This window comes from Streptomyces sp. NPDC046821 (assembly GCF_040645335.1).
Taxonomy (GTDB): Bacteria; Actinomycetota; Actinomycetes; order Streptomycetales; family Streptomycetaceae; genus Streptomyces.
In genome coordinates this window covers 99,827-119,664 of sequence record NZ_JBEYYB010000013.1, presented here as the reverse complement: position 1 = coordinate 119,664, position 19,838 = coordinate 99,827, and the positions used below count along the sequence as shown (strand labels likewise).

Annotated in this window: 20 protein-coding genes; 8 read left to right on the top strand and 12 right to left on the bottom strand. The window is 70.7% G+C overall.

Going from position 1 to position 19,838, the window contains the following annotated elements:
• Positions 1-21 precede the first annotated feature (21 nt).
• Both ABZ893_RS26455 and ABZ893_RS26450 read right to left on the bottom strand, forming a co-directional pair.
• Positions 22-792: an ABC transporter permease gene (locus ABZ893_RS26455; protein ID WP_361408013.1), complete on the bottom strand. Its 771-nt coding sequence runs from the start codon at positions 790-792 to the stop codon at positions 22-24.
• 33 nt (positions 793-825) lie between these two features.
• Positions 826-1,776: an ABC transporter ATP-binding protein gene (locus ABZ893_RS26450; RefSeq protein WP_361408011.1), complete on the bottom strand. Its 951-nt coding sequence runs from the start codon at positions 1,774-1,776 to the stop codon at positions 826-828.
• An 83-nt stretch (positions 1,777-1,859) separates the two neighbouring features.
• On the opposite strand from ABZ893_RS26450, the gene ABZ893_RS26445 reads away from it, so the two are divergent.
• Positions 1,860-2,336 (top strand): MarR family transcriptional regulator, encoded by a 477-nt coding sequence (locus tag ABZ893_RS26445; protein WP_361408010.1) that lies wholly within the window; start codon positions 1,860-1,862, stop codon positions 2,334-2,336.
• 604 nt (positions 2,337-2,940) lie between these two features.
• Positions 2,941-3,399 carry a hypothetical protein gene (locus tag ABZ893_RS26440; RefSeq protein ID WP_361408008.1) on the top strand — a complete coding sequence of 153 codons (459 nt, stop codon included), beginning with the start codon at positions 2,941-2,943 and terminating at the stop codon, positions 3,397-3,399.
• A 262-nt stretch (positions 3,400-3,661) separates the two neighbouring features.
• On the opposite strand, the gene ABZ893_RS26435 is transcribed toward ABZ893_RS26440, so the two are convergent.
• From ABZ893_RS26435 to ABZ893_RS26410, 6 genes are all read right to left on the bottom strand, one after another.
• Entirely contained in the window at positions 3,662-4,735 is a 1,074-nt protein-coding gene (locus ABZ893_RS26435) for a hypothetical protein (protein ID WP_361408006.1), read from the bottom strand.
• A 162-nt stretch (positions 4,736-4,897) separates the two neighbouring features.
• The gene (locus tag ABZ893_RS26430) at positions 4,898-5,713 is read right to left on the bottom strand and encodes a hypothetical protein (RefSeq protein ID WP_361408004.1); all 816 of its coding nucleotides are present in this window, start codon (positions 5,711-5,713) and stop codon (positions 4,898-4,900) included.
• 85 nt (positions 5,714-5,798) lie between these two features.
• Complete coding sequence (locus tag ABZ893_RS26425) at positions 5,799-6,257, bottom strand: SRPBCC family protein (RefSeq protein WP_361408002.1); 459 nt, start codon at positions 6,255-6,257, stop codon at positions 5,799-5,801.
• Positions 6,258-6,492: 235 nt separating this feature from the next.
• Positions 6,493-6,777 (bottom strand): hypothetical protein, encoded by a 285-nt coding sequence (locus ABZ893_RS26420; protein WP_361408000.1) that lies wholly within the window; start codon positions 6,775-6,777, stop codon positions 6,493-6,495.
• Positions 6,778-6,837: 60 nt separating this feature from the next.
• Entirely contained in the window at positions 6,838-7,389 is a 552-nt protein-coding gene (locus ABZ893_RS26415) for a flavoprotein (RefSeq protein WP_361407998.1), read from the bottom strand.
• A 26-nt stretch (positions 7,390-7,415) separates the two neighbouring features.
• Positions 7,416-7,979, bottom strand: a complete 564-nt coding sequence (locus tag ABZ893_RS26410; RefSeq protein ID WP_361407996.1) for an EF-hand domain-containing protein — start codon at positions 7,977-7,979, stop codon at positions 7,416-7,418.
• A 321-nt stretch (positions 7,980-8,300) separates the two neighbouring features.
• Between ABZ893_RS26410 and ABZ893_RS26405 the strand changes: the two genes are divergently transcribed.
• Complete coding sequence (locus ABZ893_RS26405) at positions 8,301-9,989, top strand: translation initiation factor 2 (protein WP_361407994.1); 1,689 nt, start codon at positions 8,301-8,303, stop codon at positions 9,987-9,989.
• Here ABZ893_RS26405 and ABZ893_RS26400 read toward each other — a convergent pair.
• Entirely contained in the window at positions 9,977-12,193 is a 2,217-nt protein-coding gene (locus ABZ893_RS26400; protein ID WP_361407992.1) for an NB-ARC domain-containing protein, read from the bottom strand. The genes ABZ893_RS26405 and ABZ893_RS26400 overlap by 13 nt on opposite strands.
• A gap of 139 nt (positions 12,194-12,332) precedes the next feature.
• Here ABZ893_RS26400 and ABZ893_RS26395 point away from each other — a divergent pair, with 139 nt between their 5' ends.
• From ABZ893_RS26395 to ABZ893_RS26385, 3 genes are all read left to right on the top strand, one after another.
• Positions 12,333-12,767 (top strand): hypothetical protein, encoded by a 435-nt coding sequence (locus ABZ893_RS26395; protein ID WP_361407990.1) that lies wholly within the window; start codon positions 12,333-12,335, stop codon positions 12,765-12,767.
• Complete coding sequence (locus ABZ893_RS26390) at positions 12,767-13,120, top strand: hypothetical protein (RefSeq protein WP_361407989.1); 354 nt, start codon at positions 12,767-12,769, stop codon at positions 13,118-13,120. Before ABZ893_RS26395 ends, ABZ893_RS26390 begins: the two co-directional genes overlap by 1 nt.
• Positions 13,121-13,904: 784 nt before the next feature.
• Positions 13,905-15,098, top strand: a complete 1,194-nt coding sequence (locus tag ABZ893_RS26385; protein ID WP_361407987.1) for a hypothetical protein — start codon at positions 13,905-13,907, stop codon at positions 15,096-15,098.
• Here ABZ893_RS26385 and ABZ893_RS26380 read toward each other — a convergent pair.
• Positions 15,028-17,172 carry an ATP-binding protein gene (locus ABZ893_RS26380; RefSeq protein ID WP_361407985.1) on the bottom strand — a complete coding sequence of 715 codons (2,145 nt, stop codon included), beginning with the start codon at positions 17,170-17,172 and terminating at the stop codon, positions 15,028-15,030. The two genes, ABZ893_RS26385 and ABZ893_RS26380, sit on opposite strands and share 71 nt — an antisense overlap.
• A gap of 184 nt (positions 17,173-17,356) precedes the next feature.
• On the opposite strand from ABZ893_RS26380, the gene ABZ893_RS26375 reads away from it, so the two are divergent.
• Positions 17,357-17,629 (top strand): hypothetical protein, encoded by a 273-nt coding sequence (locus ABZ893_RS26375; RefSeq protein ID WP_361407983.1) that lies wholly within the window; start codon positions 17,357-17,359, stop codon positions 17,627-17,629.
• Between the two features lie 156 nt (positions 17,630-17,785).
• Here ABZ893_RS26375 and ABZ893_RS26370 read toward each other — a convergent pair whose 3' ends face one another.
• A complete protein-coding gene (locus ABZ893_RS26370) occupies positions 17,786-18,193 on the bottom strand; it encodes a rodlin (protein ID WP_361407981.1) in 408 nt (135 codons plus the stop codon).
• A gap of 110 nt (positions 18,194-18,303) precedes the next feature.
• Complete coding sequence (locus ABZ893_RS26365) at positions 18,304-19,287, bottom strand: LCP family protein (protein ID WP_361407979.1); 984 nt, start codon at positions 19,285-19,287, stop codon at positions 18,304-18,306.
• A 303-nt stretch (positions 19,288-19,590) separates the two neighbouring features.
• Between ABZ893_RS26365 and ABZ893_RS26360 the strand changes: the two genes are divergently transcribed.
• Positions 19,591-19,830 (top strand): hypothetical protein, encoded by a 240-nt coding sequence (locus tag ABZ893_RS26360; RefSeq protein ID WP_361407977.1) that lies wholly within the window; start codon positions 19,591-19,593, stop codon positions 19,828-19,830.
• Positions 19,831-19,838: the final 8 nt, after the last annotated feature.

The following is a 19,838-nucleotide window of genomic DNA, read 5'->3' as shown; positions in this document are numbered from 1 at the left end:
GGACGCGGCGGGACGGGGACCTCAGCTACGCAAGTCGCGGGAATTCAGACGCATGATGGCAGCACCGACAAGCGCGGCGGCCATTCCGACAAGTACGGCCGCGTCGCCCCACTGGAAGCCGTGCCGCAGGGGCTGCCCCGCGATGTAGTAGTGGAACGGGGACAGGTATGCGAGCCAGTCGGCGCCGAGCTGTCCGGCGAAGGTATGGGCGGCGTAGGCGAGGACGCCGATGACCGCTGCTGTGACCAGGACAGGGACGCGCCGCCCGTAGCCGGCCCCCAGCGCGATGGCCAGGGCACCGAAGACGATCGACAGGAGCGCCAGGTTGGTGCACTGGGCGAGGAGTTGGCCCGGGGTCACGGACGTCAGTTCAGCGCTGTCCCTGATGGCCAGCATGGCGAGCCAGACCGGGAAAGCGATCACCAAGGCTCCGGTGGCGAGTGCCGCGAAGCGCTGAAGGACGAGTCGGGTGCGGGGGACGGGGTGGGCCAGGATCAGGTCGAGCTGTCCGGCTTCCTCATCCGCGGCGACGGCGCGGGTGCCGGTGGCCACGCCGTAGACCATGGCCAGCAGCGGCAGGATCAGCCCGAAGACGCTCGCCTGGAGGTAGCCGGCGGCGCTGGCGTCGATGTGCATGGCCTCCCGCATCGCCTCAGGAAGGTTGGCGGTGCTGTCCTTCTGCGAGGGGTACGTGGAGGCGTACATCGTGGCGACGGCCGCGGTGCCGACAGCCCAGCCGGTCAGGCCGCGGCGGTGGTCGGAGAGGGATTTGGCGTACAGGGCGCGGTTCATGGACGGCTCTTCCTGAGGGAGGTGAGGGGGGATTCAGCGGGTGGGGACGGTGGTGCGAGGTGCGGCCTCGGCACCCTCGTAGTAGGCGTGGAAGAGCTCCTCCAGGGCGGGTTCGGTGGCGCGCAGGCTGGTGACGGCGTGTGCTGCCAGCACCTTCACGAACCGGTCGGGGCTGCCGGCGACCTGGCCTGTGAGGACGGTTCCGGTGTCGTCCAGGGCGAGTCGCGCCCCTTCGAGTCCGCTGAAGTCGGAGATGGTCACCGGGTGGGCAAAGGTGACCTCGATGTCGCGTACCGTTCCGGCTCGCAGGTTCGCGACGGTGTCCAGGGCGACCAGATTGCCGTCGCGGATGATGCCGACCCGGTCCGCGACCGCCTCGACCTCGCTCATGATGTGGCTCGACATGAAGACCGTCTGGCCGCGCCCAGCGGCCTCGGCGACCAGGTCGAGGAAGGTCTGCTGGACGAGAGGGTCGAGCCCGGACGTGGGCTCGTCCAGGACCAGCAGTCGAGGCTCGTGCATGAACGCCTGCACCAGGCCGACCTTCTGCCGGTTGCCCTTGGACAGCTTCTTGATGCGGGCGCTCTGATCGAGACCGAGCCGGTCGGCCAGCTCGTCGATACGGGCCTGCGGCACTCCTCCGCGCAGTTCGGCGAGGAACCTCAGGTAGCCGCGGACGTTCTGGCGACCGTCACATACGAAGTCGCCTGCCAGATAGCCGAGGTGGCTGCGCAGGAGGACTCCGTCGACGCGCGGGTCGAGGCCCAGAACGCGGGCCGTGCCTGACGTGGGGCGGATCAGGTCGAGCAGGAGACGGATGGTGGTCGACTTGCCGGCGCCGTTCGGCCCCAGGAAGCCGAACACCTCGCCGGACTTCACATCCAGAGTCAGGCCGGTCAGACCTCGGCGGGCTCCGTAGCTCTTGGTGAGGTCGCGGAGCTCGATCGCGTACGGAAGGTTCTCGGAGATCTCGTCGCTTGGCATGACTCAGAACGTAGCGAACTTTCAGAGATCTGTAAACACATAGAGATGTCTAGTTGCTTCGAACTCTCGGTACACTCGGAGTCATGAGCGACGATGAGACGAAGGCTCGACTGCGCGAGGCCGCCGAGAGGCTGGCACTCACGCTCGCCCAGGGCGGCATGCAGAAGACGACCGCCCGCGTGATGACGGCACTGCTGTTCAGCCCTCAGGAGGCGATGACCGCTGCCGACCTGTGCGAGGAGCTCCAGATCAGCTCCGGGGCCGTGTCCGGGGCGGTCAAACAGCTCATCCCGATCGGGATGATCGAGCGTGTGCCGGCACCCGGCAGCCGGCGCGACCACTACCGCTTCCGCGATCACGCATGGGCCACCCTGATGGGCAGCCAGAACGCCATGCTCACGGTGATGGGCGACGCAGCCGGCGAGGGCCTGAAAGCTGCCGCCGAGAACACCGCCACGGAGCACCGACTACGCGAGATGCAGGACTTCTACGGCTTCATGCAGACCCGCATGGCGGCTCTGATCGAGGAATGGCGCGAGCAGTACGACACCGCGAACTGACCGACGGCCATACGCCGCGCGGTGATCGCGGCCACCTGACGAAGTCTCGCCGGTCACCCAGGCACGACCATTCGGCGACGTCGCTCTCGGATTCGCCGGGGGTGCGGGGGCTCGAAGCCTGGGGCGTCGGCACTGGAGACGGAGGGGCGGAGTCGGCGCCCGCCCTCGTACATCCGTCCAAAACCTTCCGCGATCGCCAAACGGCGACCGTAGCGAGTGACCGAAGGTTTGGCATGGGTGCCGCGTGCCGAAGGTAGAGCGGCGGACGGCTCCCCGGGAACCGATTGGGAGCCAAGTCACTCCCCGAGCCCACTTGAGACCACGCAGGACCCATTAAGCGCACGCATCTGACCTGCAAAAACGTCAACTACTGAGGCTCCGAGCCCACTCGAACCTCATTCGAGACGAAGAGGTCGTGGGTTCAAATCCCGCCACCCCGACAGCTGAAGTACCAGGTCAGGGGCCTGATCCGCATAGCGGGTCAGGCCCCTGAGTGGTTTCCGGGGTCGGTCCCCGCCGGTTTCCTCATACGCGCACGGAAGGGGTGCCCTCCCCCGACAGCGGAAGGGCACCCCAAGGGCGATCAGCGGTGACCGTAGCGGTCGTGGCCCCAGCCGTAGTTGCCCCGGCGGTCATCACGGTCGTGGCGCCAGCCGTGGTTACCCCGGCGGTCATCACGGTCATGACGCCAGCCGTGGTTACCCCGGCGGTCGTCACGGTCATGGCGCCAGCCGTGGTTGCCCCGGCGGTCGTCACGGTCGTGGCGCCAGCCGTGGTTGCCCCGGCGGTCGTCGCGGTCGCCGCGACCGTGGTCACCATGCTCGTCACCGCGGTCGTGCGTGGCATGGGATGCCACCGAGGGCGCATTGGTTGCCGCGCTGGCGGCAGTGGCACCGCCCAGCAGGACGGCAGTTGCGACGCCCAGCGCGGCGGCAAGACGGGAAACCCGCATTCCGTGCTCCTTTCTCGGCAGGTGCCTGATGCGCCTGCCTGGTCGGACACGGCAATGCTCGTGGACGAAATGTCGCGTTGGCTGGACATTCGAATCAAAGACACCTTTTAAAATGGTCTGCGCCGAGTAGAGGAACCGGCGCCAGGCGTGTCGGCGTCACGCGCACGCGAGCCGGAGGCCCGCCCCGTCCACCAGGGTCAACGTGCATCGCACGACCTCGCTGAAGCTCCCCACCGCACACTTGTCCGCGATCACCTGCAACAACAGCCACCCCGCCTGCGCCCACCGGCAACGGCCAAATGGCCTCGGCGGCGTGTCACTCTCGCACCAGAGAGGCCCCGGAGAGATCCGGGGCCTCCGTGCTTCTCGTGGATCAACGCAGGACGTTGAGGAAGTTGGTGGCGTCGTCGACGAAGTACACGGCGTCCCGGTCCAGGTCCACCGCAAGGCCGAACAGCGCGCCCGCGCCGGGCGGAGAGCCGCTCTTGTCGAGTTGCCGGAATGCCACTTGGCGGCCCTTCGGCGTGGTCTCAACGATGTTGCCGTCACCGCTGTTGACGGTCAGGATGTGGCCGTTGGGGGCGATGGCGAGGCCGAGGGGGCCGTTGAGCTTGCAGTCGCTGCTGACGACCCGGCCGGTGCCGGCGCTGGATTTCCGGGTCAGCGCGCGCGGGATGACGGTGATGCGGTTCTTGACCGTGTCGGCGACATAGAGCGAGCCGTCCTTGGCGAGGCCGACGCCGGTCGGGCCGATCACCAGGGCGGCGGGGTCGGTCTTCTGGGCGAAGCCCGATCCGATCTTGGTGGTCTTCACCCGCGTCGGCGGCCGGTTGCCATGGCGCTTGAGGGTGATGCGCAGGACGGTGCCCCGGTCCACTTCGTCGCCGCCGCCTGCCACAGTGCCGTTGAGCACGTTGGTGACGAACAGGTCGGTACGGTCGCCGTAGCTCTTGGCGGTCATGTCCCACGGTCCGTTGATGCCGTGTCCGGCGATCGTCTCGCGGACCTTGCCGCGGCTGTCGAGTACCAGCAGGCAACCCGGCTTGGCGGTGGCAGCGGTGCCGTCGGTGGTCGGCAGGCTGCCCACCACCACCCACCCGCCGGGCAGGATGCTCAGCGCGGTGGTGAGCCCCACACCGCCGGGGCATTTGCCAGGCAGGTGGGCCGGGTCGATCTGGGCGAACAGCTTGGCGGTGCCCCGCGGGCTGATCTGAACCAGAGTGGTGCCCGTGCCCTGCTGGTTCTGGCTGTTGTTGAAGTTACTGACCAACACGTTGCCTCGGCGGAGCTTCCCGGCGTCGCGCGCGACCACGGCCGTGCCGTAGGGGTTCACGTCGCCGTTCGCGGGGACCGTGGAGGCAATTTGGCGCACCTTGTGCAGACGGCCGAGGAAGGTCCCCCCATCAGCCGAGGCGGCGCCTGCCGCAGCCGTTACCGAGATGGCCACGGCGGCCGTCAACGCCGACAGCCCCCGCACCAAGGGTGACAGAAAGTTAGTTCTCATAACTTTAAGTTAAAAGTGATGGTGGGATTTGGTGCGCGCGGACACGCTTTGCCTCGGGTATTTCGCTCCGCCGGTGGCCCACGTGGCCACTTCACGCTCAGCCAATCAGCCCTGCGCTCGCTTTAGCGGCGGGAGGTCGGCGCACAGGTTGGACGGGAAAGCGGGCTCGGTGCGGTGTACGTCCGTGCATCCGGCCTTCGTGCTGCGGGCGATCGGTTTCCAGCCCGACTTCTCCGCACGGAAGAACCAGCGGTCGCCGAGGCTTGCCCCGCAACCGGGGCCCGCGCCCTCGGGGCAGGCCGGGCCCATGCGCGAGGAGACGTCGAACACCAGCCACTTCCCGTCGCAGCGCTCATCCCCACGGGAGGTGTGGTTCGGCACGTCGAGGGCCATCACCGCCTGGTCGTAGGAGGCGGGCGTGCAGCCGGTGGGCGCGGGGTGGCAGCCGAGTTCGCCGCACATGCGCAGGTGGGGCAGGTCGGCGCCGTCCGCCGTGAACGCCGTGTCGGTATCCATGGCCAGTTCGCGGTGGCCCAGCGGGGACGGCAGCCGCACCTTCGCCGTGGCCGTCGCGGTCTTGCGGCAGTCGGCGCGCGGGGCGCCGCCCGTCAGGGCGGAGAACGTCACCTGCACCCACACGGTGCGGTCCGAGGTGCTGGTGACGACCGCCTTCAGGTGACGTGCGCACGTCTTCCCGCCGCCGGGCACCTCTGCGTCGACGCTGAGCGTGCGCCGGTCGTCGGCGAGCCGCGCGGCGGTCACCCTGAACGGCGCGAACGTCTGCCAGCGCGCCGGCTCCGTCGGAGTCGCCACGCCGCCGGAACCGGCCCCGGCCCGCAGCGTCCCGCACGCGCCGAGCAGCAGCACGCCGACAGCGCTCAGCAGAACGACCGTGACCAGCGATCTTGTGCGTCGTCGCATGTATTCCGAGCCCCCCGGCGATTGCGGTCCCCGGCCGACTATAGAGCGACGCGTGCACGTCAAGTGTCCGTCGGCAGACGGGACGTCAGGCGGGCTGGGTCAGGCGGGTTGTCAGGACTCGGGCTCGGGCCTGTTGGACCGCGCCCGCCTGGGAGGCGGCGAAGCGCAGGAGGCCTGGAGGTGTGCGCAGGTGGAGGGTGTCGGTGACTACGCTGCCGGCCTCGTGGCGCTCGATGGTGAAGCTGTAGCTCATGCGGATACGGGCGGGGCTGCGGACCTCGCCGGAGATCTTGGCGGAGTGCGGGAGGCCGTCCGGAGTGGCGACGAGCGTGACGTCGATGATGTTGTCGTGTTGCAGGAACCCGAGGAACCGGAAGCGCTCCACGGCTGTGTAGTTCACGGTTCCGCCACTGCGGCGCACGTCGCGGACGGCGACGAGGAGCGGCGACAGGCCTATGTAGTGCGACGGTTCGGCCAGGTGCGCGTACACCTCCTCCGGTGGCGCGGCGATCTCAAACGTGTGCTTCAGCTCGGTGGACGGCACCTCGAGCCCCCTCTGTGCGGCGCGGTAGGGCGGTGATCTTCCCATCGCCGGGCGGAAGTTCACAGCCTCGGGCCCCGGGGCCGACGAGAGGCTTGCGATGAGCCGACGGGCCGGTGAGCCGCGTTGGCCCGCCGGCCGCCGTGTGCGGCGTAGCCGGCTCGGGGCGGAGCCGGCTCGGCGCGTATCCGGCTCGGGCGGAGCCGGAGATACGCGCGTTACTGGTCGTGCCGTGTTCTCAGTGCGTCGAGACCTGGGCGCAGGCCACGTCGTACTGGGCCACCGACTTGGGGTTGTTGGAGTTCTGGGGCTGCGTACCGGCGTACTTGGTACCGGCGACGCCGTTGGGGTTGAAGGCGGAGCCGCGGGCGCCCATCGAGTTCCCGGGAGTCATGGAAGTGGCCGGGTTCTGACAGGACTGGTTGGGCTGGGCCGCGAAGGCAGGGGCTCCTGCGATGCCCGCCACTCCGCCGACCAGGGCGACCGAGGCACAGGTCACCGCCGCTCGTTTCAGGAGACTCATGATCGTCTCTCCTCTCGCAGTGTGCTTCCCCCATACGTACGTGGGCCGCGCCCGGATCACTCAATGCCCGTCCAGCAGATCCAGGGCCTCCTCCCAGCGGAAGCTGTCCGCGCCCGCGCCCGCCTTCGGCTCGTGCGGTTCGCGCGAGCCGATCCGGACGCCCATCTCGCGGAGCACGCCGAGGCTGCGCGGGTACGCGGGGTGGGCGGCCTGGGCCGCGTTCAGGTAGGGCAGGGCGGCGATCGGGACGCCCATGCCGTACGCCTCGCACAGGATGCCAAGGGCCAGGGTGTCGGAGATGCCGGCCGCCCACTTGTTGATCGTGTTGAACGTCGCCGGGGCCACCGCGATCGCGTCGGCGGGCGGCAGCGGACGGGGGTCGCCGGGGCGGCGCCACGCCGAGCGGATCGGGTAGCCGGTCTGCGTCTCCACCGCCGTGACGTCGATGAAGCCGAGCCCCTGTGGCGTGGCCACGACACCGACGTCCCAGTTCGCCTCCTGCGCCGCCGTGATCAGCTTGCCCACGTCGCCGGCGATGCCGGACGCGCACACGACGACGTACAGGAACGGCTTCTTGGTGTGCTGGTGGTCGGGGGGCGGTTGAGGGGTCATGCCGGTCAATCTATGAACCTCCGGTCTCAGGCGTCGAGCGGGCCGAGCAGCCAGCTTCCCGCCGAGTCCGGTGCCTCGTCGAAGTAGTACGCGCGGATCGCGGTCAGCAGGTCGGCGGTGGTGACGTAGCCGTCGGCGTCGGTGTCGAGGCGGCGGTGGATCTCTCGGGCGTCCGCCTCGGACACGTTCATCAGCGAGCCGGTCCAGCGGATGTGGTCCTCGACGGTGAGGCGGCCGTCACCATCCGCGTCGACCACGGCCACGAGCGCCTCCAGGAACGGCACGTACCCCGCGTCGAAGGACTCCTCCGTCTCCAACAGCCCTTGCGCGAAAGCCGACTTGTACTCGGCTTCGCTGATCCTGCCGTCCTTGTCGGCGTCGGCCACGGCGGCGAGGTGCTCCCACAGCCCCACGCACAGGCCGACGAACCGCTCGCGCGCGGGATCGTCCGGGGCCAGCCCGAACTCGTCGCCCATGCGCGTGGCCGCGCCCTCGAAGTCGTAGCGCTCCAGAAAGCCGCTGCCGTCGGTGTCGTACGTACGGAAGCGGCGGGCCAACTTCCGGTCGAGGAAAGGGGAGATGGAGGTCATGGGGCGATGCTCCCCTCGCCGGGGGCGCGGCAATCGTCGGCGCCGGGCACGAGCGGTTCGTCGGCTGAGGACGCGAGGGATTTCACGGTCGATACGATCGGGGCCATGCCGCACCTGGCTCACGACGACGCCCCTGAGCTTTCCGGCGCATCCACGCATGGACAAATGCCCTACAACCGTGTAATTGACAATTTCGCGGGCAGCGGGCAGCGGGCAGCGGGCAGCGGGCAGCGGGCAGCGGGCAGCGGGCAGCGGGCAGCGGGCAGCCGGACGCGGGCAGCCGGACGCGGGCAGCCGGACGCGGGGCGCGGGGCACAGGCGGTGACCAGCCCCCAGCAACGGCGGCAGCCACGGCCCCAGCCCCGCCACCGCTCCGTCCTCGTCGCCGTCCGTTCCGCAGGAGCCCTGCATCGGCTTCTCGACGTGTTGCCCGTCTTCGAGGGGGACGGCCGGGTCGTCACCCGGTTCACGCTCGCGCCCGGCTCCGACTTCGATGTCGACGCCCTCGCCGCACTGGAGCACTCCGGCGCCCGCACCCTGCCCTGGCAGGAAGCCCTGCGGACCAGGCACGACCTCGTACTGGCGGCCAGTCCCAAGGGAGCGCTCCGGGAGCTGTCGGGGCCGCGGGCGCTGCTGCCGCACGGCGCCGGGTTCAACAAGACCGTGGCCGACGACGGGTCGGCCGGCGTCCCCTCGGGCCTCGACCCCCACTACCTGCTGACCGACGGCGAACCCTGGGCCGACCTGCACGCCCTGGCCCACCAGGAGCAGGTGTCCCGCCTGGCGCGTCACTGCCCCGCGGCGACGCGCGCGGCCGCCGTCGTCGGTGACCCCACCCTGGACCGGCTCCTCGCCTCCGTCCCCCACCGCGTCGACTACCGCTCCGCCCTGGGTACCGGCCCGCGCGAGCTCGTCGTCCTCACGTCGACCTGGGGACCGGAGTCGCTCCTCGCCCGCCGCCCCACGCTGCCGGCCGACCTCCTCCGCGTACTCCCCCACGATTCCTTCCAGGTCGCCCTCGTCCTGCACCCCAACGAGTACAGCGGAACCGGAGACTTCGACCTCTCCCGGCAGCTCGCCCCCGCCCTCGCCGCGGGTCTCGTGCTCGCCCGCCCCTACGAGGAATGGGCGACGCTGCTGGTCGCGGCCGACGCCGTGGTCACCGACCACGGTTCCACCGCCCTCTACGCCGCCGCGCTCGGCCGCCCGGTCGTCGGCGCGTACGACGGCGGCCACGAGCTGATATCCGACAGTCCGATGGGACGGCTGCTCGCCGCCGCGCCCCGGCTCACGGAGGCCGCGGATCTGCCGGACGCCCTGCGCCATGCGCTGAAGACGGACACCCGCGGCCATGCGGCCGACGCGTTCGCCTGGCAGGGGCGGGCGCTGTCGCAGCTGCGGCAACACCTCTACCGACTGCTCGGACTACGCCCGCCACCGGACGGGCAGCCGGAGGCGCGGGCGTTCCCGCCGCCCTCCACCGTGCCGCGCCGGCCCGTCGCCTTCGCCGTGCGGACCGACGTGGACGGTGACCGGATCGCCGTCGACCGCTTCCCCACGCACACGCACGAGCCGGTGCACCACATCGCCGCCGAGCACCCGGCCGCCGGGCCCCGCCAGGTGCAGAGTGCGGCGGTGCTGTGGCGCCGAGCGGCGCAGACGACGGGCCCTGGCGTCCACGCGACCGTATGGACGGCGGGCGGGTGGACCGCCCAGGTCCTGGCTCAGGCGCCGCTCTGCCGGACGGCGGTCGCGGTCCTGACACCCCGGCGGTGCCTGGTCAGGCACCGCACGGCAGGCCTGTTCAGCGTGCGGGTGGAGCCCCACCACGAGGACGGCCAGATGTCGTACGCCGATCCGGCGGCCGTGGCGTCCGCGGTGCACGCCTGGCTGAGCGCCGGTCCGGCCTCGGTCGCCGTTCCCGCGTCGCTGGTGTGCGATACGGGAACGCTGACCGTCCGCGTACATCTCGCGCTCCCGGAGGCGGACGACGTCGACTACGAAATCTGAGCCCCCTCGGCCGACACCCCGTTCCGGGCCTCGATGGCGCTCGCCGCCGTACGGTGCTCCAGGGCGGCGTCCGCGTCCCCCCGGGCCTCGGCGAGGTGCGCCAGCTCCTTCAGTACGCGGACCTCGTCCGTGCCGGAACCGCGCCGCCGCGCCCCGGCGAGCGCGGCCTCCGCCAGCGGCTGCGCCTCCTCGGGCCGGCCCACCAGGCGTAGCGCCCTGCCGAGTTCGAGCGCGGACCGCGCCTCCATCCGCTCCCGCTTCTGCTCCACAGCCATGTCGTGGGCCGGGCGCAGGAGGGCCACCGCCTCCTCGTACTGCCCGCCGCGCAGCGCGTTCTTGCCCAGCAGATAGGTCTGGAGGAACACTCCGTACGCGTTGCCGATCTCCTCGTGGATCGCCTTCGACGCCTCGAAGTCGGCCGCCGCGCCCGCCAGGTCCCCGGTCTCCGCCTTGAGCACGCCCCGGAACTCCACGGTCGACGCCAGCAGCTTGCGCTCGGTTTTCGACTCCCCCAGGCCGGCGGCTGCGCCGAGGGCCTGCCTCAGCTGCTCGGCCGCCTCCTCGTACCGCTCCTGTTCCCAGAGGGGACGGGCCAGTTGGAGCCGCATCCGGACCATGGCCGGCAGATACTCCGCGCGGTCGGCGGCGGACACACCCGTACGGAACGCGTCCGTGACGTCCGCGTAGTGCGGGTGGTCGAGGAAGTGCGTCCACAACGGTTCGCACAGGGCCCACGCGTCCTCGAACTGCCCGTCGTAGAAGGCGAGTTGGACACAGCCGAACAGGGCGTGCCGCTGCGCTTCCAGCCACCTCAGCGCTTCCGGCTTCCCGGAGAATTCGACATCGGGCACACCGGGCACGTCGAGTACGCCGGGCACACCGGGCATGTCGAGTACGTCCGGCACGTCTGCGTCGACGGGGTCCGGTGTCACCGCGAGCCGCAACCGCGAGCCCGCCGCCAGGTCGTCCGCGTGGGCGGCCTGGCGCCGGTACCAGGAGATCAGCGAGCGGCGGGCCCGCGCTCGTTCCGTTCCGTCGGGGTCCTCGTGCCGCGCGCGCCGCTCCGCGTGTCCGCGCAGGAGGCCGTGCAGGCGCCAGCCCTGGGGCGCGCCTTCCATGGGCTCAGCGGATTCCAGAGGCTCGGCGGACTCCAGCACCCCCGCGGACTCCAGCCGCCCCACAGGCTCCAGCAGCCCCGCCGACTCCAGCTCCTCCAGCGCGTCCTCCGCGACCGCGCGACCGGACGCCAGCAGAGCGGCGGCGGCCGGCGCCTCGACCCTCGGGCCGGGATGCTGCGGCAGAAGCCGGTAGAGGCGCGCGGCCTCCGGCGTCAGACCCGCGTACGCCGCGTCCCATACCGCCTCAACCATGGGAATGCCCTTCTCGTGCAACTCCGCCGTCAGTTCCGCGACGAGCCGGGACAGGCTGCGCCGGCGGTACTTGCGCACCCACTGCCCCGCCACCAGGAGCGCGGCCGGCAGCCCGCCGCAGCCCCGCGCCAGGTCGGTCACCGCGTCCGGTTCCGCCGTCAGCCGCGGGTCGTCCACGAGGCGCCCCAGCAACCGCGCCGCGTCGTCCACGGCCAGCGGGCCCAGCGGCACCTCGACCGCCGCGATGCCGTCGAGGTCGTACAGGGCGCCCTGGCTGGTGACGATCACGAGGCTGCGGGACGACGACGGGACGAGAGGAAGCACCTCGGTCCCGAAGCGGGCGTTGTCGACGACCACGAGGATCCGCTGGTCCCGGGTCTTCGCCCACAGTTGCTTGATACGGCCGCCCTGGGACCGTTCCAGCCATGCCGGCTTCACGCGGAGCCCGGTCAGGAGTTCGCCGACGGCGTCCGCCACCTCGACGACGCCGTCGTCCCGGCGCAGGTCGTCCAGGTCGACGTAGAGCACGCCGTCGGGGTACCGCTCGGTGAAGCCGCGGGCCACGTGGAAACCGAGCGCCGTCTTGCCGATGCCGCCGATGCCGGTCAGCGCGATGACCGGAGGGCCGCCCTGGAGCTGGTGTTCGTCGAGGGCGCGCGCGATGCGCTCCTGCTCGGCGTGACGGTTCTCGAACGGGCCGAAGGCGGGCGGGATTTGCAAGGGCGGCGCGGGAAGTTCCGGGCCGTGCTGGTGCAGATGCAGCTCTCCTATGTGCCCCGACTGGACGACCAGGTCCGCACGCCCGTCCACACTGTTCCGCGTCTCCTCAGCCATGCGCCAACACTATGGGCAGGCCTGCGACGTGACGATGCGTCCGCGCGGACCTAGGGCCAGGCGGCGCCCGGCAGGCGGGAATTCGACGACGGGCCCTAGGCTGAGGACGATCCGACGCCGACCGAGGGGGAGCCCCAGCATGGACCCGATCACCGCGGCGGCCCTCGCCGCACTCGCCGGCAGCCTCGGCAGCGAAGCGGGACGCCAGACCTGGCAGGGGCTGACCGCGCTGGTACGGCGCCCGTTCCAGCGGCGTTCGGAGGAGGACGGGGCGGAGCCTCAGGTCAGCTCCGGCGAACTGGAGGTCGCCGACCTTGAGGGTGCCCCCGCCGACCCGATGCGCGCCCAGGCACTGGCCACGGCTCTCGGTGTACGGGCCGCTCTGGACGGCGAGTTCCGCGCACGGCTCGACGAGTGGTGGCGCGAGGCCCAGGCGGGCGCCGCCGGCGGCGACGTGCACAACATCGTGGGCGGAAACGCCCAGGTCGGCACTCTGGTCCAGGGCCGGGACTTCTCCAACCTCACCTTCAACACGACCCGCGGCACCACGGACACCACCTCCGACAGGGACTGATGGCCTGGCCGCCCACGACTGGTCCGCGCGAGTACGCCGACGAATTCCTCGGGTACGCAAGCCGCGCTGTCCGGGATCTCTGTGAACGGCGGGGCTGCGAACTGGAGTCGCTCACCTGGGAAGTGACGACCGGCGCCACCGGCGGGACGGTTGGCGCCACCGGCGGGACGGTCGTCGCCGCCACGGCCGTGGTCCTCTTCCGCGGCCACCGCTGCGTCTACCGCCGACGCGTCTGGCCCCCGAACCACCCTGCCCCCACTCGGGCCGGGATCTACGCGACCCTCCTGGAGGAATGCCTGCTGACGCGGGTACGCCCCGCGCCCGGCGGCCACGTTCCGACGCTCGACCTCTGAGTTCTCCGAGCCCGTTAGGGTGATCGCCCGGTGGAACGTGTGCGATCAGGAGGTGGCCGGTGGGGGCGACGGAGCCCCGGCACATACGTGTGCCGGTCGGTCGGGACGCCGGGCTGTGGACCAGCCGGGCGGCGAGCCGCCGTGTGCTGCTGGTCGTCCACAACGTCACCTCGGCCGGACGGCTCCTCGATGTGCTGCCCCTGTTCCATGACGACTTCCGCGTACAGCTCCTCGTCACGTCGACGGGGTCGTCGCCGTTCCAGTCGGGGGTGAGCGAGCTGTTCGCGGGGCTGGGGCTGCCGGTACTGCCCTGGGAGCAGGCCCTCGCGACGCCGGTCGACCTTGCGGTGTCGGCGAGTTTCGGCGGCCAACTCGACCTGATCCAGGGCAAGTTGACCGTTCTCTCGCATGGCGTTGGATACACTAAGAAACTACGCACGCCGGGAGCCGGGAGCCGGGAGCCGGGAGCCGGGAGCCGGGAGCCGGGAGCCGGAAGCCGGAAGCCGGAAGCCGGAAGCCGGAAGCCGGAAGCCGGAAGCCGGAAGCCGGAAGCCGGAAGCCGGAAGCCGGAAGCCGGAAGCCGCGAGCCACGAGCCACGAGCCGGACGCTTCCAAGAACGCGGATGCGACCTTCGGGCTATCGCCAGACTGGCTCCTCGCGGACGGTTCGCCCTTCGTCGACGGGCTCGTCCTCTCCCACCCCGAGCAGCTGGCGCGGCTGCGGCACGTCTGCCCGCCGGCCGTCGACTCCGCCGTACTCGCCGGCGACCCCTGCTTCGACCGGATGCTCGCCGCCCGCCCCTACCGGGACCGATTCCGGCGCGCCCTAGGGGTACGTCAAGGCCAGCGTCTCGTCGTACTGAACTCCACCTGGAACCCGGAAGGGTTCTTCGGTGACGGCGGCGGCCAGGACGTCCTCCCCAGTCTGCTCCCCCGCCTGACCGCCGAACTCCCCGCCGACGACTACCGCCTGGCAGCCGTCCTGCACCCGAACATCTGGCACGGGCACGGCCCCGGCCAGATCCGCGCCTGGCTAGACCGGGCCCGCCGCAGCGGCCTCACCCTGATCGACCCCGACCTCGGCTGGCGCCAGGCCCTACTGGCCGCCGACCTCGTGATCGGTGACTTCGGCGCCGTTACGTACTACGCCGCCGCCCTTGACGTTCCTGTCCTGTTGGCCGCCGCCGACCAGGACCGGCTCGACCCCGACGCGCCCCTCGCCACCTTCGTCCGCAACGCCCCCCGCCTCGACCCGCACGCCCCGCTGCGCCCGCAGGTCGAAAGCACCCACCACACCCACTCCCCGCACCCCGCCGACTTCGTCACCTCCGCCCCCGGCGCCTCCGCCCCACTCCTCCGCAAGCACTTCTACGCCCTCCTCGACCTCCCCGAACCCACCACCCCCGCCCTCCTCGAACCCCTCCCCCTCCCGCCCTACGACCCCCCGCACCGCACGGCCCCCCTCCACGTACTGACCCGAGTCCAGGGCACCGACATCACACTCCAGCGGTCCACCGTGCAGCCCTACGACGCCGACGGCGACGCCCATCTCGCCGTGCACGAGGACACCCGCAACCCCGGTGACCTGGAGTCGGCCGACCTGATCGTGCGGGACGGCGCACCGGACGACCCGCGCCTCGGCAGCCCAGTGGCATGGACGGCAGAGGTCCTCCGCCGACACGCACACTGCTCCGCCGCCGCATACGTCAGCGGCCCGGACACCTGCACACTTCGGACCCGCAGCCACGGCCTCTTCGAGCTGTCCGCAGGACCGGACGCGGACCTCGACCCGGCCGCGTACGCCTCCGCCCTCTACGCCTGGCTGACGTCCCACAAGACACCGGCACCCGACGACCGCCCCACCACACTCACCGTCCACGCAGCCCAAGGCCCGCACTCGGTGACCGTCAGCCGGCCCCCTCGCACCGCAGACGCAGATTCGCCAGGTAGCTCAGGTGCGGGGTGGCCTCCGGGGTGAGCAGCCGCTCCGCCTCGGCGATCCGCGAGATCGCTTCGGCGTCCTCACCCGCGTCATGGAGCGTCTCCGCGAGGTCGGTGAGAGAGCGTGCCTGGTTGTACGCCTCGCCCTGCACCTTGAAGTAGTCCACCGCTACCTCCAGGAGCCGACGCGACTCGTCCAGCCGACCCCGGCCCCTAAGGGCGCGCCCCTGATGACGCCCGGAGAGCGCGAGAGCCCGGGGAACATCCCCCGCACCCTCCTCACCCGCCCCGATCCGCCGGTAGATCCCCTCCGACTCGACGAAGCACTCGTACGCCGGCTCGTACTTCCAGTCCTGCAGCCCGAGCAGGCCCTGCAACTCCACCGCCGACGCCTCGCCCCGCAGGTGTCCGGCCGCCCGCTCGCACTCGACGGCGGCCCGCGCCTCCCGCCCCGCATCCTCGAACTGCTTCAACTCGCCCAGGCAGTGCGCGAGTTGGAAGTGCAACGCGCCCGCCATACGCGCCTCCGCCATACGCGCCTCCGGCTCACGTGACTCCCGCTCACGCTCGTCGGCGCAGCGGACGGCGACACGCAGCGCGGGCAGCACCTCGTCCCAGTACCCGGCCTTCAGCTGAAGCGGCCACAGGGCGCGCGCCAGGCGCAGCGCCGTATCGACGTGCCGGTACTCCTCGGCCACCGACACCGCCCGCACCAGATTGCCGACCTCTGCTCCCAGCGCGGCGACCCCCGCCGCCTCGCCGCCGTACGCGGGCCCTTCCTCCGGGGCGGGCTCGGTGCGCCAGCTCTGCGGCAGGGCCGAGTGCGCCGCGTGCAGCGCGCGCCGCAGCAGGGCGTCGAGCACGCGGTCCACGGCGGCGGAACACGCCGCTGTACCGAGCTCGGGCCCGGCCGTGTCCGCGAGATAGCGCCGCACTTCGGGCCGGAAGCGATAACGATCGCCCGGCACCAGCTCCAGGAGCCGCGCCTCCGCCGCCTCGGCCAGCATCCCGTCGGCTTCCTCAGCCGTCACGTCCGCTGCCGCAGCGGCGAGGTGCGCGTCGATCGCAGGCCATCCGCCCAGCGCTACCAGCCGGCACATCCGCGCCGTCTCCGGCCGCAGGCGATCGCACACGCCCCGGATCGTGTCCCGTACGGGATCACCCGTAAGACCCTGGTCCGGAACGCGTACGTCCTCCCGGTCCCGCAGCGCGAGAGCCGCCGTCTTCAGCGCGAAGGCATTGCCCCCGCACCCCTCAAGGAGCGCCGGCATCTCCCGCCGGGCACGGGCAACCCGCTCCCGCCCCGCCACCTTCCGCATCATGCGGACCGCGTACCGGTCGCTCAGCCCGGCCACGGCCACCCGTTCCGCGTCCAGCGCGAACGGCCGCCCCGACACCACGACCAGCAGAAACACATCGGGCGACGCCGGAACGAGCCGCCGCACCTGTGCGTACGACGACGCGTGGTCGACGACGACCAGTGCCTTACGGTGCGCGGTGAGCCGCCGGTAGAGCTGTTCGCGGCCCGCCGCCGTGGGCGGCATCCGGTCGCGCTCGACGCCCATGTTCAGGAGCAGACGCAACAGGACGGCGGCCGGGTCGAGCCCGTTCTCCCCGGCGGCGTCCCGCAGATCGACGTAGAACTGCCCGTCAGGGAAGCGAGATCGATACAGAGCACCCAGGTGCAGGGCCACGGACGTGGTGCCGATTCCCGGCGGCCCGTGCAGCAGCGCGACACGCGGCCGGCCCGCAGGACGCCGCGTGGCTTCCCGCTTGAGCCGCTTGACGATTTTCTGACGATTGGTGAAATCCCGTGGCGCGGGCGGAAGTCCACCCGCACACGTCCCCGCACCCGTCGGCTCCGGAAGACTCTGTACGAGCCTCAGCCACTCCCCCGCGAGCTGCGGATCCCTACCCAGACGCTCATGCATCTGACGGGCCAGGTCCTCCCAGCCCTCCGGACCGGTCGGCACGGGCGCGTCCCGTCCCAGCGTGCGTCTCACCAACACACCGGTGGACACGCTCAGTTGCTTGCCGATCTCGCCCGAGGCCCCGTTCCACATCCCGGTGAGAAACGTGGTGAGCGCACTGAGCGCCACAACTTCCAGCATGTCGGCCCTTCCCCTGGTCCGCGCCCCGCTCCGACCCTGCCGGACTGTATCTCCACCTCAGCGCCCCGACGAACCTTCACACCGCCCACCGCGCGCCCCCGGCACGGGCGAAATCCGTACGCCCGTCGGGTGTGCGAACCCTCGCCCCCGTTTCCCCGGGCGTCCGAATTCCGTTGATACGGGCATGATCTCCACACGACGTGTTCTCGCCGCGGTCGCTCTCGCCGCCGGCGCCTCCGCTCTCGCCATGCCCGCCGCCCAGGCCGCCCCCGGCTCACCTCTCGGTGTGAAGCCGATCAGCCTCGACGATCTCGCCACCACCGGCATCCCGGCCGAGCACAAGGGCGAGATCCCCACCGTGACCCAGCAGCTGGGCGGCCTGAACAAGCTGAACGAGCTGCACCAGGTCACCGACCTCGTGGCCCCGGTGACGAACGTTCTCCCGTCTGTCAGCTGAAAGCAGCTGAAGACAGCCACGGACACCGAGAAGGCCGGCGGTCACCACCGCCGGCCTTCTCCCGTGAGGAACGTGCCTTCTCCCGTGAAGAACACGAACGCAAAGAAGCGGGGCAACCGGTGACCGGTTGCCCCGCTTCCGCGCTTACTCAGCTACTCAGCTGTTGCCGGCACCGTTGCCCGACAGGACCGGGATCTGGTCCAGGATGTGCGACAGCGGCTCGTCACCCTTGGCCTGGGTGGAGTTCTCGACGCACTGCTGGTTCTGCGGGGCCGACAGGATCGGGATGTCCTGGACGGCGACCGGCACGACGCCGACGAGCGAGCCGACGTTGGCCTTGGCCGGGAGGCCGACGCAGGGCTTGTTCAGCGAGCCCTGGATGAGCCCGAGCTGGGGGCTCATGTCACCGTGCGTCGCGGAGTTGCCGAACGCCTGGGAGGCGCCGTTTCCGCTGTTCGACGTGGTGCCCGTGTCGTCCCCGACGGCGAGGGCCTGGGGGGCGGCGACTGCCGACATACCGGCGACGGACGCAGCGATGGCCGCGGTTGCCCACAGCTTCTTCATGGTGAATCCCTTCAATCGGCGGGCTCCGTTCCGGAAGCCGCATGGTCATCAACCGAGCCGGACGGACAGCGGTTGCGGAATGCAACCCGAATGGCCCAGCGCACAGATGGTCAGGCGCAGGCCAGCGTGTTTCCGCGCAACTTCTGCTCGACCCCGATGCGCGGGGGGTCGGCGGGCTTGGTGGTGTCGTTGCGCGGGGTGAGCTCGCGGTCCTGGTTGAGCGTGTCGAACGTCTTCTTCGCCGCCGCCTTGTCCCACTTCAGCGTCGAGCCCACGCCCGGGATGTCCGGGTTGAACCCGGCGATGGGCACGGTGGTGAACTCGGTCCGGTTCGTGGGCAGTTGAGTCATGTCGCGGGCGAAGGAGATGAGGTCCTTCCGCGTGAAGCCCTGGTCGACCTTGGTGGAGCCGAGCACGGTCCGCGCGAGCTTGTCGGCCTTGACCGGGTCGGCGAGGAACCGGCCGGCGTCGAGCCTCTTGAGGACGCCGACCAGGAACCGGTGCTGGCGCTGGATCCTGCCCAGGTCGGCGCTGTTGTCCACGTGGCGGGAGCGGACGTACTGCAGGGCCTGACCGCCCCCGAGGCGGTGCCGGCCGGGGCGCAGGTCCAGCTTGGTGGCCGAGTCGGAGAGCCGGCGGGAGGTGCAGACGTCCACGCCGTCGACGGCGTTCACGCTGTCGATGAAGCGGCGGAAGTCGATCTGCAGGAAGTGGTCGATCCTGACGTTCGTCATGGATTCCACGGTGCGGATCGTGAGCGCGGGACCGCCCTGCTGATAGGCCGCGTTGATCTTCGCGGCGTGGGCGGGGCGCACATCGCCCGTCGCGGCGTTCCGCTCCTCGGGGATCTCCGCGTACGAGTCCCGGGGGAGGCTGACCACGCTGACGTGGTCGCGGCGCTGCGATACGTGGATCAGCATGAGGGAGTCGGTGCAGTTGCAGGCGACTCCGCCGGCGTGGAATTTGTTCTTCTCCCGGGCGGTGATGGTGGCCCGGGTGTCCGTTCCCATGAGCAGGATGTTTGTGCCGGCGCCCTGGTCAGGACGGTTTTCGACACCGCCGAAGGCATCGACGCGCTGAATCTTGTAGGGCATCGCGGAAACGGAGTTCCCCGCCACGGAAACGGCGGTGGCGAGAAGAGCCCCTAGGGCTGCCGCACCGATGCGGACTTTTTTCCGACGGCTGGTTCGTGAAGGACTCTTTGTCACCTTATTCGCTCCACAGCGGGGGGACAGGTCTTCCGGAACCGTATGCCAGCCGAATAAATCGGACGGTGTCCGTCCCGCGTGCCGCGTGGAAGTAACTCTTTCGCCCTAAGGGGGCTGTTACGGGCTGTTTCGGCGACCGAAGAATATGGAACAGGAAGCCAGAGATCGCCCCGAGGAAGGCGAAGTACTGTGCCTGAGAACAAGAAGCGCCGACCGCTCAAAGGCTTTATTCCGCAGAGCCGGGAGTCGCCCGAATACAGAATCGACGAACCCCTTTACGGGGAACTGCTCGACCGGTGGCGGGACCAGGGCAGAACGCTGCCGGGTGCGCCCGACCGGGAGTGGGACGAGATCGTGTCGCGGGACATCTGGCCCGGCGACGGTCATGGCCGTTGGGCCGCCGGACAGGCCGGGGACCCAACGGAATGACGCGCGGG